The following is a 16632-nucleotide window of genomic DNA, read 5'->3' on the forward strand; positions in this document are numbered from 1 at the left end:
TTCCTCACATGATTTTAAAACAAAAGAGCAAACAAGGCCAGGAGTCACTCCCAGCCTTGATGTTTTATAGAGCTGCACGTAGACGTGCTTCTGCATTTTCTACATTACGGACAGAGCGTGGCAAGAAGGCACGGATATCATCTTCTTTATAGCCGACTTGCAGGCGCTTCTCATCAACGAGAATCGGACTCTTTAAGATCCGTGGTGTTTCCATGATTAAGTTGAGCACTTCATTGACACTCAAATCCTCGATGTCAACTCCAAGTGCCTTAGCGTAGCGGTTTTTTGACGAAACGATACTGGCAATTCCATTATCTGTTTTCGTGAGAATATCTAATAACTCTTCTCTTGTAATTCCTTCTTTACCGAGATTTTGTTCTTTATAACTTAACTGGTGGGCATTGAGCCAGGTTTTCGCTTTTTTACAGCTAGTACAACTTGAGACTGTATAAATTTTGATCATGTACCTACCCCTTTCGCTACATGTTACTATCAGTTTAGTCTATTATACCATAAAAAGCATCCGACTTGCGACCTATTTTTAAAAAAATTTAACTTTTTTCGCGATTTTCGTACTTTTTTCTTGACAAATTCAATTTATAACCAACTTCTAAATTTTTTGATATAGATTCGTTTCACAACTGTAACACTTATCATATAAAGAATAATTATCAAAAGCAAAAAGAGGAAATAAATTGGTTTCAAAGGGGTTAAATGAAGCAGGCCAGCAATTGAAGAATAGGGAAGGAAGGTCACAAAACTGGCTGCTAGCAAGGTTGTCCCAAGAACCAACCATGACGGACGGCTTTGTAAGAAAGGGAGTTTTGCTGAACGAAGCATATGGATGACCATGGTTTGGGACCACATGGATTCAATGAACCAACCTGTCTGGAACAGGATGATAAAGCCCGTTGCAGACTCTGCTCCGTGAACATAGGCTTGACCTGTCGTCATTGGGACAATGACAAAATAGAGCAAGATAAAGGTCAAAATATCAAAAGCAGACGAAATCGGACCCATCCAAATCATAAAGCGAGTAATAGACTTGGCTTCCCACTTATGAGGATGCTTCAAAAAGTCTTCATCCACATTATCAAATGGCAAGGCAATGCAAGAAAGGTCGTAGACGAGGTTTAACACAATCAAGTGAATCGGAGCCATAGGAAGGAAAGGTAGAAAGATACCAGACACTAAGAGTGACAGAATATTCCCGAAATTAGAGCTGACCGTCATCTTGATATATTTGGTCATATTGGCATAGACTTTTCGTCCTTCAACCAGACCTTTTTCAAGCACCATCAAATCCTTATCTAGCAAAATGACATCAGCTGTCTCTTTGGCAATATCTACTGCTGTATCAACAGAAATCCCCACATCTGCTACTTTCATAGAAGGGGCATCATTGATCCCATCTCCCATATAGCCGACACAGTGCCCATTAGATTTGATTTGTAAAATGATTCGTGCTTTTTGATCCGGAGAGAGTTTAGCAAAGACAGTCACCTTCTCGACCGCTTGGGCCAACTCTTCGTCCGTCATGGCATCAATATCAGAGCCCAACAAGATTTGATCAACGTCCAAACCAACTTTTTCGCACACTGCTTGGGTTACCTTCTCATTATCCCCAGTCAAGATCTTGGTTTGAACACCATACTCTAATAAAGCTTGGATAGCAGGGGCTGCAGATGGTTTTGGTGGATCTAAAAAGGCAAGATATCCTGTTAGAATCATCTCCTTTTCATCTTCAACAGAGTAAGCAAAACCTTCCTTTAAGCCTGTTTTATAGGCGACTCCTAAGACTCGCAATCCCTGTTGATTAAGTTGGTCTACTTCTTTTAAGATTTCCACTCGGATATCATCCGTCAGAGGGCTAATCTGATCTTGATATTCCACATGGGTTGAAATCGCAAGCATTTCCTCTAGGGCACCCTTGGTTACCAAACTAACAACTTCGTTTTCATCCTTGACGATGACACTCATCCGTCTACGTTCAAAATCAAAGGGCAATTCATCTATTTTTTGAAAGCTAGTATCCAAATTTTGTAGAATAGCGTGTTCTTTAGCTTCTTTTTCAGTTCTACTGATAATGGCACGGTCCATCAAGTTTTTCAAACCGGTTTGAAAATAGGAATTGAGATAGGCTCGTCTCAACACAGATAAATCCAAATCCCCATGTATATCCAAAGGATATTCAAGGACAATTTCGTCTTGGGTAAGGGTTCCAGTTTTATCCGTACACAGGATATCAATAGCACCTAGATCTTGTATGGCATTGAGTTTTTTGATAACGACTTTTTCCTTGGCCATGATAATGGAGCCTTTTGCTAGACTGGCCGTGATGATCATGGGAAGCATCTCAGGTGTAAGCCCGACACCCACGCTCAAAGCAAATACGCCAGCCTCTAACCAATCTCCATCCGTCAAACCATTGGAAAGAAATACGATGGGAACCATGACCAACATCAAACGGATTAAAAGCCAGGAGATACTGTTCATATCCCGTTCGAAAGAGGTGGGCTCGTCATAAGTATTGAGAGTCTGCTCGATCTCTCCCATCATGGTGTCATCACCGACCGCTAGAATCAAAGCCTTGGCGCTTCCTGATATCACGTTGGTTCCCATGAAGGCGAGCGCTTCTGCTTCTAGCAGACTATCAAAATTTGACTGACTCATTTTTGACAAGGCTAGTTTCTCAACCGAATCACTTTCACCCGTCAAGCCAGACTGTTGGACAAAGAAATCACGTGATTCAATCAAAAGGAGGTCTGCTGGAATCATATCCCCAGCACTTAACTTGACTATATCTCCAACGACCAAATCTTCAATTGCGATCTCTAAACTCTGGCCTTCGCGAATAACCGTAGCTGTATTCACAATCATTTTTGAAAGATTGGTCGCAGCTTTGTCACTCCGCAGTTCTTGGACAAATCGAATGCCACCAGAAATGAGGACTAGGACAACGATGATGATAGAGGTCGTCGGATCTTCTTGTCCAGGCTTCGCCAACCAGACATTGGTCACCATGGAAATCATAGCGATGACAAGAAGGATGATTGTAAATGGATTGATAATAGATTCGTAAATCTTTTTAAGGATACTGTCTTCTTGACCCTTGGTGATGGTGTTTTCGCCATATAGATCACGATTTTCCTCCACCTGCTCCTCAGTCAAGCCTGTCAGACTTGTCTTATAAAAAGATAGAGTTTCGTTTAAAGGTGTGCGAATAGCTGCTGCTAATCTTTCTTTTGTAGTTTTCATTGGTTTCTCCTATCTGTATGAATGATGTGTTTCATACACAGAGACCAATCACTTTATAAGGGCAGAACGACACAAATCAGCGATTGGCTGTGTATATGCGGTTCTGGGTGGTCGTCAATTTGCATCATCTGTCTCCTTTTCCTGTTCTAAAACAGTAGAAAATCCTGCCATAAAATGGCAGGATTAAAAAACTAATTATCTGTTTTTTCGTTCAAGCTTTAACTCCATAGGGCAATGAAATGAGCTTAGTCTTGGCCTTCGCGACCAGGACTGTTGACCAACGAGTAGTGTCTCCACTGCTTTGCGGTAGTCATCCGTATCCCTATGGTAGCCTCACCTACCGTTTTCGTCTATCAGTATAAACCTTTAAAATATAAAAGTCAATGATTTATCATAATTTTCTTAAATAACAATTAATTCCTTCGGTGCTAGAGTCAACAATTCGCAACCGTTATCTGTAATTAAGATATCATCTTCAATACGAACGCCGTATTTTCCTTCAATATAAATACCTGGTTCATCAGTCAAGACCATACCAGATTTAATGACTTCTTTGGAAGTTTGGCTAAAGTAGGGTTCTTCGTGGATGTCCAGTCCGATACCGTGTCCGATACCATGTGTAAAGTATTCTCCATAGCCTGCTTCCACAATGATATCACGAGGAATTTTGTCAAAGTCACGGAAACCTAGACCTGCCTTGGCTTGGTCAATCAGAGCTTGGTTGGCTTTCAAAACTGTGTTGTAGATTTCTGCTTGCTCGTCACTGACATGGCCTAGATAGATGGTCCGTGTCATATCGCTGACATAGTGGTCGTAGAGACAGCCGAAGTCCATGGTGATGGCTTCTCCTGCTTCAACCGGTTTGTGCATTGGATGAGCATGAGGTTTGGAAGAGTTGATACCGCTTGCTAGGATTGTATCAAAGGATAAGCCAAATGCTCCTAGCTCCCGCATGCGGAAGTCAAGGAAGTTGGCAATTTCGATCTCAGTCTTTCCAGGTTTGATAAAGTCAAGCGCATCGCGAAAAGCTTGATCTGAGATGGAACATGCCTTACGAATAGTCGCAATCTCCGCTTCATCCTTAATCATACGAAGTGCTTCTACAAACTGAGTCTGTGGAAGCAAGTTGATCCCTGCAAACGCTGCCTGCATGCGGTGGTAATAAGAGACCGAAATCTCGTCCTCAAAACCGATACGAGACAAGCCCATATCCTTAACAATGCCTGCAATAACAGCCAATTCATCGCGGTCAGCCACAATCTCAAAACCTGTTACTTCTTGCTTAGCAGCAATGATATAGCGAGAGTCTGTCACCAAAACCTGACGGTCACGGCTGATGAAGACTGTTCCGTTTGAGCCCCAAAAACCAGTCAAGTAGTAAACATTTTTAAGGTTATTGATAATGATGCCATCTAGTTCTTTTTCTTGCATTTTAGCTAGAAATGCTTGTACACGTTTATTCATGATGTAACTTTCCTTTCAAATAGTGTCCTGTGTAGCTGGCTTCGTTGGCCGCTACTTCTTCTGGAGTTCCTGTTGCGATGATGGTTCCACCACCGACACCGCCCTCAGGTCCTAGGTCAATAATATGGTCTGCTGTCTTGATAACATCTAGATTGTGCTCGATAACAAGGACGGTATTGCCATCGTCGACAAAGCGAGCCAAGACTTTAAGCAAGCGAGCGATATCCTCGGTATGAAGCCCTGTCGTCGGCTCATCCAGAATGTAGAAAGATTTTCCTGTCGAGCGTTTATGGAGTTCGCTAGCCAACTTCATACGCTGGGCTTCTCCCCCAGAAAGGGTGGTAGCCGGTTGACCTAGCGTTACATAGCCCAGCCCCACATCCTTGATGGTCTGAAGTTTGCGTTGAATTTTTGGAATATGTTGGAAGAATTCCACCGCATCGTTGACGGTCATGTCCAAAACCTGCGAGATATTTTTTTCCTTGTAGTGCACTTCTAGGGTTTCACTGTTGTAGCGAGTCCCATGGCAGACTTCACAAGCCACGTAAACATCAGGCAAAAAGTGCATCTCGATCTTGATAATCCCGTCACCTGAACAGGCTTCGCAACGACCACCCTTGACGTTGAAACTGAAACGCCCCTTTTTGTAACCACGAATCTTAGCCTCATTTGTCTGGGCAAAAAGGTCACGTATATCGTCAAAGACCCCCGTATAGGTAGCCGGGTTGGACCTCGGCGTTCGTCCGATCGGGCTCTGGTCAATGTCAATCAAGCGGTCTACATGCTCAATCCCTGTAATCGTCTTAAACTTACCAGGTTTGTCTGAATTGCGGTTAAGCTTCTGGGCAATGGCTTTTTTGAGGATGCTGTTGATTAAGGTTGATTTCCCTGAGCCAGAAACGCCTGTTACCGCAATGAATTTCCCGAGTGGGAAGCGAGCGGTGATATTTTGCAAGTTGTTCTCACGCGCACCTGTCACTTCGATAAAGCGACCATTGCCAACACGGCGTTCTGACGGTACAGGAATCGCGCGTTTTCCTGATAGATACTGTCCTGTGATAGACTTGCTGTTACGAGCCACCTGCTTGGGGGTTCCTGCGGCAACAATCTCCCCACCAAAAACACCGGCACCGGGACCAACGTCAATCAGGTAATCCGCCTCGCGCATAGTATCTTCGTCGTGTTCCACCACGATGAGAGTATTGCCCAAGTCGCGCATCTTTTTCAGACTAGCAATCAGGCGGTCATTATCCCTCTGGTGAAGACCAATCGACGGCTCATCCAGGATATAGAGGACACCTGATAGGTTGGATCCAATCTGGGTTGCCAAGCGAATACGCTGACTCTCCCCACCTGAAAGGGTTCCTGCCGAACGCGACAGAGTCAGATAGTTGAGTCCCACATTATTGAGGAAGGTCAAGCGATCCTTAATTTCCTTGAGAATAGGACGGGCGATAATGGCTTCATTTTCAGACAGAGTCAACTGGCTCACCAAAGCCAAGTGGTCTGCGATAGACAGGTCTGAGATTTCACCGATATGTGGTCCTTGCTCCCCACCCACACGGACAGACAAGGCCTGGTCATTGAGACGGTAGCCATGGCAAGTTCCGCAGGTTAGTTCATTCATGTAGAGACGCATTTGGGTGCGTGTGTAATCACTGTTAGTCTCATGGTAACGACGCTTGATATTATTGACAACCCCCTCAAAAGGAATGTCAATATCGCGCACACCGCCAAATTCATTCTCATAGTGGAAATGGAATTCCTTGCCATCTGAGCCGTAAAGAATCAAGTTCTTATCTTCTTCTGACAAGTCTTCAAAAGGCTTATCCATATCTACTCCAAAGGCTGTCATGGCCTGCTCTAGCATGTTTGGATAGTAGTTAGATGAGATAGGATTCCAAGGTGCCAAGGCTCCCTCACGCAAAGTTTTGCTGGCGTCTGGCACTACCAAATCAGTATCCACTTCTAGCTTGATACCCAAACCGTCACACTCACTGCATGAGCCAAAAGGAGCATTGAAGGAGAAGAGACGAGGCTCTAACTCTGGTACTGTAAAACCACAAACTGGACAGGCATAATGCTCAGAAAAGAGCAACTCAGAATCGTCCATAGTGTCGATAATCACATAACCTTCTGCGATACGAAGGGCAGCCTCAATGGAATCAAAGAGACGGCTACGAATGCCCTCCTTGATGACAATACGGTCTACCACAACATCGATATTGTGTTGCTTGCTCTTAGACAGCTCTGGCACTTCGGTCACATCATAGACTTCCCCATCCACTCGGACACGAACATAGCCATCCTTTTGAATTTTTTCAATGACGCTCTTGTGTTGTCCTTTTTTCTTGCGGATGACAGGGGCCAAAATCTGCAAGCGTTGGCGTTCTGGCAACTCCAAAACCTTATCCACAATTTGCTCCACAGAAGAAGCCTTGATAGCCCCATGTCCGTTGATACAGTAAGGCGTCCCCACACGTGCGTAGAGGAGACGCAGATAATCATTGATTTCAGTTGTGGTTCCCACGGTCGAACGAGGGTTTTTGCTGGTGGTTTTCTGGTCGATGGAAATAGCTGGGCTGAGACCATCAATAGCATCTACATCTGGTTTTTCCATATTTCCCAAAAACTGACGAGCATAGGCTGATAGACTCTCTACATAGCGACGTTGTCCCTCCGCATAGAGGGTATCAAAGGCCAGACTGGATTTCCCAGACCCTGACAAACCAGTCACAACAACTAGCTTGTCTCGCGGAATCTCCACATCGATATTTTTTAAGTTATGGGCACGCGCCCCATGAATCACAATTTTATCTTGCATCTTTGTTCTTTCTAGTCCATTATTGCTTTCCATTATACCAAAAAATGTGAAATTCTATTACCCAAAAAGCTGTTTTTATAGTATAATAGTACGGTGCAAAAAATGAATCACTGAATAGTAGGAAAGGATAGGGGATATGAAACAAGTTTTTCTCTCAACAACAACTGAATTTAAAGAGATCGACACGCTTGAACCGGGTACTTGGATCAACCTCGTCAATCCTACACAAAATGAATCGCTGGAAATCGCTAACGCCTTCGACATTGACATTGCCGACCTTCGAGCACCACTCGATGCGGAAGAAATGTCCCGTATTACCATCGAAGATGAGTACACTTTGATCATCGTGGACGTTCCCATCACAGAGGAAAGAAACAATCGTACCTACTACGTTACGATTCCGCTGGGGATTATCATCACCGAGGAAACCATTATCACCACCTGCTTGGAATCCCTCCCCGTTCTCGATGTCTTTATCAACCGTAGACTGCGCAACTTTTACACCTTCATGCGTTCACGCTTTATCTTCCAGATTCTCTACCGCAACGCCGAACTTTACCTTACGGCCCTTCGTTCGATCGACCGTAAGAGTGAACAAATCGAAAGTCAACTTCACAAGTCTACTCGAAACGAAGAGCTGATCGAGCTCATGGAATTGGAAAAGACCATCGTCTATTTCAAGGCCTCACTTAAGACGAACGAGCGCGTGATTAAGAAATTGACCAGCGCAACTAGCAATATCAAGAAATACCTAGAAGACGAAGACCTACTCGAAGACACTCTGATTGAAACCCAACAGGCCATTGAGATGGCAGATATTTATGGAAACGTCCTTCACTCTATGACAGAGACCTTTGCCTCTATCATTTCCAATAACCAGAACAACATCATGAAGACCCTGGCTCTCGTGACCATCGTTATGTCTATCCCAACCATGATCTTCTCAGCCTACGGGATGAACTTTAAGGATAATGAAATCCCTCTAAACGGTGAGCCTCACGCCTTCTGGTTAATCGTCTTTATCGCCTTTGCTCTGAGTGTTTCGCTCACTCTCTATCTCATCCATAAAAAATGGTTCTAAGAGGAATCCCTATGTCTCAGATTGATTTACAAAAATTAACTAAGAAAAACCAAGAGTTTATCCACATCGCTACCCAACAATTTATCAAAGATGGTAAAACAGACGCTGAAATCAAGGCTATCTTTGAGGAAGTCATTCCTAAAATCCTTGAAGAGCAAGCCAAAGGAACGACTGCACGTTCCCTCTACGGGGCTCCAACCCACTGGGCTCATAGCTTCACTGTCAAAGAGCAATATGAAAAAGAGCATCCAAAAGAAAATGATGATCCAAAACTCATGATTATGGACTCAGCCCTTTTTATCACCAGTCTCTTTGCATTGGTTAGCGCTCTGACTACCTTCTTCTCTACAGATCAGGCTATTGGCTATGGGTTGATTACCCTCTTGTTGGTTGGACTTGTAGGAGGACTTGCCTTCTACTTGATGTACTACTTTGTCTACCAGTACTATGGACCAGACACAGATCGTAGCCAGCGCCCTCCTTTCTGGAAATCAATCCTCGTCATCCTCGCTGCTATGGTTCTCTGGTTGGCTGTCTTCTTCGCAACAAGCTTCCTACCAGCAGCTCTCAATCCAATTCTTGCTCCACTGCCTTTGGCTGTCCTAGGAGCGGCCCTTCTCGCCCTTCGCTTCTATCTCAAGAAACGCTTCAATATCCGAAGTGCAAGCGCGGGCCCATCACGTTATTAAGAAAAGTGAAACGCTATGGCATATAGTCAATCCTTAGCACAGCAGATTCGAAAAATTCTAGCACTCAAACTTCCTCCCCAAATTTTCGAAGAAGAGTTAGAAGAAAAGAAACTGTTTGGTGGCCTGGCCTTTATGATTCGTGGGAAAATGGTCCTTACAGTCAGTTCCAGAAAGGACGAGCTGGTTATGGTCAGAATTGGCAAAGAAATGGAAAAGCAAGTTCTACCCCGAACAGGAGCTCATACTACATTGATGAGAGGTCGACCTTATCATGGCTATATAGACCTAGATATCGAAGGTCAAAAAGAACTTCCTTACTGGATTGATTTAGCCCTCTCCTATAATCAAGAGTTAACCAAGTAACTCATATCTGGTTAGATTAGAAAAACGAAAAGCAACTGCTAAGGCGGTTGCTTTTTCACTTGCTTTCTTGAGATCCAATAGAACTTCTGAGTCTCATTCTTGTAGTTTTCTCTCATCTTTTATGATAAAATAGGCTAAATCTATTTGCAGGAGGATGAGATATGATTTCTACTATTGGTATCGTGAGCTTGTCTAGTGGTGTTATCGGAGAGGATTTTGTCAAACACGAAGTCGATTTGGGTCTCCAACGTCTCAAGGATTTGGGACTCAATCCTGTCTTTTTGCCCCATTCGCTAAAAGGGTTAGACTTTATCAAGGACCATCCGGAGGCACGTGCAGAGGATTTGATGCAGGCCTTTTCGGACGATAGCATCGACACGATCCTATGTGCCATTGGTGGAGACGATACCTATCGTTTGTTGCCCTACCTTTTTGAGAACGACCAGCTTCAAAAGGTTATCCAACAAAAGATTTTTCTTGGCTTCTCGGATACCACTATGAACCACCTTATGTTGCACAAACTAGGGGTCAAGACTTTTTATGGGCAATCCTTTCTAGCAGACATTTGTGAATTGGACAAGGAGATGTTGCCCTATAGCTTTCACTACTTTAAAGAACTGATCGAGACTGGGAGAATCTCAGAAATCCGCCCTAGCGACCTTTGGTATGAGGAACGGATTGACTTTAGTCCCAAGGCCCTGGGAACAGCTCGTATCAGTCATACAAATACTGGTTTTGACTTGCTACAAGGAAATGCTCAGTTTGAGGGAGAAATTCTCGGTGGTTGCCTTGAATCTCTCTATGATATCTTTGACAACTCTCGATACGCAGACAGCACGGAGCTCTGCCAAAAGTACAAACTCTTCCCTGACTTATCCGACTGGGAAGGAAAGATTCTTTTGTTAGAAACAAGCGAAGAAAAACCTGAGCCGGAAAACTTCAAAAAGATGGTGCTGGCTTTGAAAGAAACTGGGGTATTTGAGGTCATCAGTGGACTCTTGGTCGGAAAGCCAATGGATGAAACCTTCTATGACGACTATAAGGAAGCACTATTGGATATCATTGATAACAATATCCCGATTGTCTATAATCTGAATGTCGGTCACGCAACTCCAAGAGCCATTGTGCCCTTTGGCGTTCACGCTTATGTGGATACACAGAAGCAAGTCATTCGCTTTGACTATAACAAAAAATAAACAATTTCTCCATTTTTGTGCTTTGGTATTGATTTTCGTTACAATTTGTGTCTGAATTTATTGCATTTTGCTTATTTCTATGATATCTTTTTAAAGGAGGTGTATATGACTAAACAAAAAATAAATCAAATTGTCGGTTCAATTGGAGCCTTTATCGGGATTGTTGTATTTATCGCCTACATCCCACAAATTTTTGCCAATTTACAAGGCAACAAAGCTCAACCATTCCAGCCTTTATCCGCAGCAGTATCTTGTTTAATTTGGGTTATTTACGGATGGACAAAAGAGCCTAAGAAGGATTGGATACTAATTATTCCAAACTCAGCTGGCGTTGTCTTAGGTGGACTGACATTTCTTACTGCACTATAAAAGTTACTAGCATATAATCAAAAAGCTGAGATAATTTTCTCAGCTTTTTCTATTTTCTCAGATAGTTAGACGCTTGGACTCACTAATTTCCGTTTTTCCACTCGCAATCATTCTCGTGGTCATCAACCAGGCCTGCCGCCTGTAGAAAAGACAAAACTGCGACTGGACCTGTAAACTTGAAGCCTTGTTTTTTGAGATCTTGAGACAACTTTTCAGACAAGGCTGTTTTAGCAGGTGCTAGGTGATAGTCAGGAACATCATTCACGATCGTTTTTCCCTCAACAAAAGACCAGAGATAGGCATCAAAGGAGCCATATGCTTCCTGAACTTGTAAAAATGCTTGGACATTGGAGCGTGTCGCAAAGAGCTTGGCACGATTTCGGATGATGGCTGGATTCTCTAACAAGGCTTCCAACTCCCCATCTGTCATTTCCGCGACCGCTTGAATTTGATAGCCATGAAATGCTTCTCGGAAAGCCTGGCGTTTGTTGAGTACCGTTTCCCAAGACAGACCAGCCTGATAAGTCTCCATACAGAGCAGTTCAAAAAGAGCGCGGTCATCATGAAGGGGTTGCCCCCACTCCTCATCATGATAGGCTACATATAAGGGATTATTCATTTTTACCCAACCACAGCGTTTTGGCATATTATACTCCTATTTGACCAACATCTTAAGGGCCGACTTGATATAGTTCTCTGCTGTATCCGTCGTCCCTTCAAAGAATTTCTTGATTTTCTTAAGCTCGGTCGCCTTGTAGCCCAGTGCCAACATGGCTTCCATGGCTTCTTCCAGTTCTTGGTTTTCAATGCTTGCTTGCACTGCCACCTTAGCAGGAAGGTCATCACTAGCCACAACTACCTTGCCTTCCAAGTCCAGCACCATCTGCTGGGCTGTTTTCTTGCCAATTTTAGGAAACTTGGTCAAGTAGGTGATGTTCTTGCTTTCGATGGCTTGAACCAAGCCAACATTGTCATCAGCAGCGATAATAGCAAGAGCTGACACAGGCCCAATCCCAGATACCGAAATCAGACTGAGAAAGAGCTTTTTCTCATCTTCTGAGCGAAATCCATAAAGTAGATGGGCGTCCTCACGCACAACCTGATGCACATAAATTTGAGATTCTTGATTGACCTGTCCCGAGTAAGCATAGGGATTGGCTACATGCAGGATATAACCGATACCGTTGGTTTCAAGAACAATGTATTTGGCAGTAATTTTGGTAATGATTCCTTTTAAATATTCGTACATAGTTTTCCTTTTCTCTTATTTCGTTTATCTAGTATATCATATTTTCTTTATCCGAGGAGTGAGAATCGACTATCACAAATACAGTATATCAAAAATAATTTATGCTTATCTATTGACATATTGAAAATTAAGTACTATAATCACCTGTAATTGAATAACTATCTTCAGGGCAGGGTGAAATTCCCTACCGGTGGTATAGCCCACGAGCCGAAAGGCATGATTTGGTGAAATTCCAAAGCCGACAGTATAGTCTGGATGAAAGAAGATAAAAGTATATTTGTGCTTTTTGCGTGCTCTGAAATGATTACTTGTCATTTCAGAGCATTTTTGTTAATCGCATAAGTTTTCTTTTGTATGCCTTGAATAGTCCCCTATTCAAGGTATTTTTTTTGGAGGTAGTGAGATGAGCGACTCAAAATATATGAAATTAGCAATAAAATTGGCACAAAAAGGAGCTGGTTACGTCAATCCCAATCCTATGGTTGGCGCAGTTATTGTAAAAGATAATCACATTATCGGACAAGGTTATCATGAGTTTTTTGGTGGCCCACATGCTGAGAGAAATGCTCTAAAAAACTGTAGAGAATCCCCTGTCGGAGCAACGCTTTATGTAACACTTGAACCCTGTTGTCACTTCGGGAAAACACCTCCTTGTATAGACGCTATAATCGATAGTGGTATTACAAGAGTAGTCATTGGAAGCCTAGACTGTAACCCTATTGTATCTGGAAAAGGAGTAAAGATACTTGAGGAAAATAATCTTCAAGTTACTGTTGGAGTTTTAGAAAATGAGTGTCTTAACTTAATAAAAAGTTTTAGAAAGTATATTACCCAGCATGTACCCTATGTTTTTATGAAATATGCAATGACAATGGATGGAAAAATAGCCACTAAAACAAATCAATCCAAATGGATTACTGGAGAAGAGGCAAGAAAGCATGTACATCAGTTACGACACCATGTTAGTGCGATTATGGTGGGAGTCAATACTGTTATTCAAGACGATCCTTTGCTGACATGTAGATTGGAGGAAGGGAAAAATCCTATCCGTATCATATGCGATACACATTTACGAACTCCTCTTACCTCTAAAATCGTAAAAACAGCAAATGATATTAAAACTTACATTGCCACTTCCTCTGAAGACAAAAATAAAATGAAGCTATATCAAAATCATGGCTGTGAAATACTTCCCATAAAGAAAAAAGGCAATCATATAGACTTATCAAGTTTAATGCAACATCTAGGAAATATGCAGATTGATAGCCTACTTCTAGAAGGGGGCAGTCTAATGAATTGGAGTGCTTTGGAACAACAAATTGTTGATGAGCTGAAAATATATATTGCACCAAAAATTTTTGGAGGCAGTGCCAAGTTTCCTGTCGGAGGTGAAGGTATTTCTTTGCCAAATGACGCTATTAGCTTGAAGCCTTATGCTTTTTCTCAAATAGGAGATGACTATCTCATAGAAAGTGAGGTGATTTATCCATGTTCACAGGAATAATTGAAGAAATCGGAAAAGTTGAAAGAATACAGAAAGACTCTCGTAATTGCAAACTATCAATTAAAGCCTCAAAAGTATTAACGGATATCCATTTAGGCGATAGTATAGCAGTAAATGGTATCTGTCTTACAGTTACTCATTTCAATCATCAATCCTTTACAGTTGATGTAATGAATGAAACATGGAGCCGAACAGCTCTTACACTATTAAAACATGGAAGTGAGGTAAATCTAGAAAGAGCCTTATCTGTCAACAGTCGACTTGGAGGTCACGTCGTTACAGGACACATTGATGGTACAGGAAAAATCTCGTCAATAAAAAAAGATGATAATGCTGTATGGTATAAAATCAACACACAAAAAGAAATTTTAGATTTAATAGTTGAAAAAGGATCTATTACAATTGACGGCATTAGTCTGACTGTCGCTAAAGTCTCCAAACTAAACTTTTCAGTATCTGTTATCCCTCATACTTTGGAACAAACTATTCTTAAGAGTAAACAAGTCGGATGTACAGTAAATCTTGAAAATGATATATTAGGTAAATATGTGCAAAAACTAATGGATAACTCTCCGAAGTCAGAGATATCTAAGGAACTATTATACCAAAATGGATTTTAGCAGAAAGGATGATCAGTCAATGGAATATCGAAAAATACAAGAATCATTAGAAGCATTGCAGAAGGGACGACTTGTTCTTGTTATAGACGACAAGGATAGAGAAAACGAAGGAGACTTAATTTGTTCCGCACAAGCAGCTACAACAGAAAATGTTAATTTCATGGCTACTTATGCCAAAGGATTAATTTGTATGCCTATGAGCGAAAGTTTAGCTAATCAATTAATGCTTTCACCTATGGTTGAAAACAATACAGATAATCATAAGACTGCTTTTACAGTTTCAATTGATTATAAGGAAACGACCACAGGTATTTCTGCCGAGGAAAGAGGATTGACCGCACGTATGTGTGTCTCCGAAGATATAAGACCCTCTGATTTTCGCAGGCCAGGACACATGTTTCCTTTAATTGCGAAAAACGGTGGTGTTCTAGAAAGAAATGGACACACAGAAGCAACTGTTGATCTATTAAAATTAGCAGGACTAAAAGAGTGTGGCCTATGTTGTGAAATAATGAATCATGATGGCAAAATGATGAGAACAGATGATTTAATTCAGTTCTCTAAGAAACACAACATTCCATTAATTACCATCAAAGAATTACAAGAATATAGAAAAGTATATGATCAGCTGGTAGAACGAGTTTCAACTGTCAATATGCCTACTAGATACGGTAATTTTAAAGCAATTAGCTATATAGATAAACTAAATGGGGAACATCACCTTGCTCTTATTATGGGAAATATAGAGGATGGAACCAATGTATTATGTCGGGTCCACTCTGAATGTTTAACAGGAGATGTTTTAGGCTCTTTACGGTGCGATTGTGGACAGCAATTTGATAAAGCTATGAAAATGATTGCTGAGAATGGTTCGGGTGTCTTACTTTACTTGCGACAGGAGGGACGAGGAATTGGACTTATCAATAAATTAAAAGCCTATCATTTACAAGATCAAGGAATGGATACGCTTGATGCCAATCTTGCGTTAGGATTTGAAGGTGATTTAAGAGAATATCACATTGGAGCACAAATGATTAAAGACCTGGGACTACAGTCACTGCATTTACTGACAAATAATCCTGACAAGGTTGAACAGTTAGAAAAATATGGAATTACCATTTCCAGTAGAATACCAATCGAAATAGAAGCTAATCCTTACGACAGTTTTTATTTAAAGACAAAGAAAAATCGAATGGGGCACATTTTAAATATGGAGGAAAAATAAATGAAGACTTATGAAGGTAATTTAGTAGCGAACAATATTAAAATAGGCATTGTTGTAGCGAGATTTAATGAATTTATAACTTCAAAATTATTATCTGGAGCACTAGATAATCTCAAAAGAGAGAATGTAAACGAGAAAGATATCGAGGTAGCCTGGGTTCCAGGAGCTTTTGAAATACCACTGATTGCATCAAAAATGGCAAAAAGTAACAAATATGATGCAATTATCTGCTTGGGAGCTGTCATTAGAGGTAGTACAAGTCATTATGATTATGTATGTAGCGAGGTATCTAAGGGAATCGCCCAAATCAGTTTAAATAGCGAAATCCCAGTTATGTTTGGTGTGCTAACGACAGATACAATTGAACAAGCCATAGAGCGAGCTGGTACTAAAGCAGGAAATAAGGGTTCTGAGTGTGCACAAGGAGCTATTGAAATGGTCAACCTAATTCGTACGTTAGACGCTTAGAACAGACTCTACTTTTAAGTGAATAAAGAAACTTGGCAAAATCGCAATTTAATACCCTATAAAAATCATAGAGCAAACTAGGAAGCCAGTCGCAGATTGGTAAAACACAGCTTCGATGTTGCAGACAAAACTGGCAAAATTAGCTCAAAACACTATTTTGAGATTACTGATAAAACTGATGTGGTTTAAAGAGATCTTTGACGAGTATTCGGAAGAAAAAAGTAAATATTTCTATGATAAAACGCATAGAATCAAGGTTTTTGAAGATCTGATTTTATGCGTTTTTCTGATTTTGAAAATTTTTCCCAGTCTTTTTTGTACT

At 41.5% G+C, this 16632-nt stretch carries 15 protein-coding genes and 2 riboswitches; of the genes, 9 read left to right on the forward strand and 6 right to left on the reverse strand.

What is annotated here, in order from left to right:
* Window positions 1–64: 64 nt before the first annotated feature.
* The 4 genes from spx to uvrA form a co-directional block, all read right to left on the reverse strand.
* Complete coding sequence (spx, locus tag HMPREF1516_RS04085; RefSeq protein ID WP_000591165.1) at window positions 65–463, reverse strand: transcriptional regulator Spx; 399 nt, start codon at window positions 461–463, stop codon at window positions 65–67.
* Window positions 464–597: 134 nt separating this feature from the next.
* Window positions 598–3258 carry a magnesium-translocating P-type ATPase gene (gene mgtA, locus HMPREF1516_RS04090; protein WP_033605854.1) on the reverse strand — a complete coding sequence of 887 codons (2661 nt, stop codon included), beginning with the start codon at window positions 3256–3258 and terminating at the stop codon, window positions 598–600.
* 195 nt (window positions 3259–3453) lie between these two features.
* A riboswitch (M-box (ykoK) riboswitch) is annotated at window positions 3454–3605 on the reverse strand.
* 55 nt (window positions 3606–3660) lie between these two features.
* The gene (locus HMPREF1516_RS04095; RefSeq protein ID WP_001042870.1) at window positions 3661–4722 is read right to left on the reverse strand and encodes a M24 family metallopeptidase; all 1062 of its coding nucleotides are present in this window, start codon (window positions 4720–4722) and stop codon (window positions 3661–3663) included.
* Entirely contained in the window at window positions 4715–7546 is a 2832-nt protein-coding gene (uvrA, locus tag HMPREF1516_RS04100) for an excinuclease ABC subunit UvrA (RefSeq protein WP_033605856.1), read from the reverse strand. The genes HMPREF1516_RS04095 and uvrA overlap by 8 nt, the downstream gene beginning before the upstream one ends.
* A 136-nt stretch (window positions 7547–7682) precedes the next feature.
* On the opposite strand from uvrA, the gene HMPREF1516_RS04105 reads away from it, so the two are divergent.
* The 5 genes from HMPREF1516_RS04105 (at window position 7683) to HMPREF1516_RS04125 (ending at window position 11244) form a co-directional block, all read left to right on the forward strand.
* The gene (locus HMPREF1516_RS04105; protein ID WP_033605858.1) at window positions 7683–8627 is read left to right on the forward strand and encodes a magnesium transporter CorA family protein; all 945 of its coding nucleotides are present in this window, start codon (window positions 7683–7685) and stop codon (window positions 8625–8627) included.
* Between the two features lie 11 nt (window positions 8628–8638).
* Entirely contained in the window at window positions 8639–9316 is a 678-nt protein-coding gene (locus HMPREF1516_RS04110) for a DUF1129 domain-containing protein (RefSeq protein WP_033605859.1), read from the forward strand.
* A 15-nt stretch (window positions 9317–9331) separates the two neighbouring features.
* Window positions 9332–9679, forward strand: a complete 348-nt coding sequence (locus tag HMPREF1516_RS04115; RefSeq protein WP_000331825.1) for a TfoX/Sxy family protein — start codon at window positions 9332–9334, stop codon at window positions 9677–9679.
* 161 nt (window positions 9680–9840) lie between these two features.
* A complete protein-coding gene (locus HMPREF1516_RS04120; RefSeq protein WP_000626040.1) occupies window positions 9841–10875 on the forward strand; it encodes a S66 family peptidase in 1035 nt (344 codons plus the stop codon).
* Between the two features lie 105 nt (window positions 10876–10980).
* Window positions 10981–11244, forward strand: coding sequence for a SemiSWEET family transporter (locus HMPREF1516_RS04125; protein WP_000166113.1), 264 nt, complete (start codon window positions 10981–10983; stop codon window positions 11242–11244).
* Between the two features lie 82 nt (window positions 11245–11326).
* Here the strand turns inward: HMPREF1516_RS04125 and HMPREF1516_RS04130 are convergent, their stop codons facing one another.
* Together HMPREF1516_RS04130 and ruvA are read right to left on the reverse strand one after the other, a co-directional pair.
* Entirely contained in the window at window positions 11327–11890 is a 564-nt protein-coding gene (locus HMPREF1516_RS04130; RefSeq protein WP_001126060.1) for a DNA-3-methyladenine glycosylase I, read from the reverse strand.
* Between the two features lie 9 nt (window positions 11891–11899).
* Window positions 11900–12493 (reverse strand): Holliday junction branch migration protein RuvA, encoded by a 594-nt coding sequence (gene ruvA / locus HMPREF1516_RS04135; protein ID WP_033584805.1) that lies wholly within the window; start codon window positions 12491–12493, stop codon window positions 11900–11902.
* Window positions 12494–12649: 156 nt separating this feature from the next.
* Window positions 12650–12764: riboswitch (FMN riboswitch) on the forward strand.
* Window positions 12765–12896: 132 nt separating this feature from the next.
* Here ruvA and ribD point away from each other — a divergent pair.
* From ribD to ribH, 4 genes are read left to right on the forward strand one after another with little or no spacing between them, the layout of a single operon-like run.
* Window positions 12897–13997, forward strand: a complete 1101-nt coding sequence (gene ribD / locus HMPREF1516_RS04140) for a bifunctional diaminohydroxyphosphoribosylaminopyrimidine deaminase/5-amino-6-(5-phosphoribosylamino)uracil reductase RibD (protein ID WP_033605860.1) — start codon at window positions 12897–12899, stop codon at window positions 13995–13997.
* Window positions 13982–14617: a riboflavin synthase gene (gene ribE, locus HMPREF1516_RS04145; protein WP_033605861.1), complete on the forward strand. Its 636-nt coding sequence runs from the start codon at window positions 13982–13984 to the stop codon at window positions 14615–14617. The genes ribD and ribE overlap by 16 nt, the downstream gene beginning before the upstream one ends.
* A gap of 19 nt (window positions 14618–14636) precedes the next feature.
* Window positions 14637–15842, forward strand: a complete 1206-nt coding sequence (locus HMPREF1516_RS04150; RefSeq protein ID WP_025169579.1) for a bifunctional 3,4-dihydroxy-2-butanone-4-phosphate synthase/GTP cyclohydrolase II — start codon at window positions 14637–14639, stop codon at window positions 15840–15842.
* A complete protein-coding gene (gene ribH / locus HMPREF1516_RS04155; protein ID WP_000860624.1) occupies window positions 15843–16310 on the forward strand; it encodes a 6,7-dimethyl-8-ribityllumazine synthase in 468 nt (155 codons plus the stop codon). It abuts the gene before it with no gap.
* The last annotated feature ends 322 nt before the right edge of the window (window positions 16311–16632 follow it).

It is taken from the genome of Streptococcus sp. CM6 (assembly GCF_000526095.1).
GTDB lineage: Bacteria > Bacillota > Bacilli > Lactobacillales > Streptococcaceae > Streptococcus > Streptococcus oralis_BW.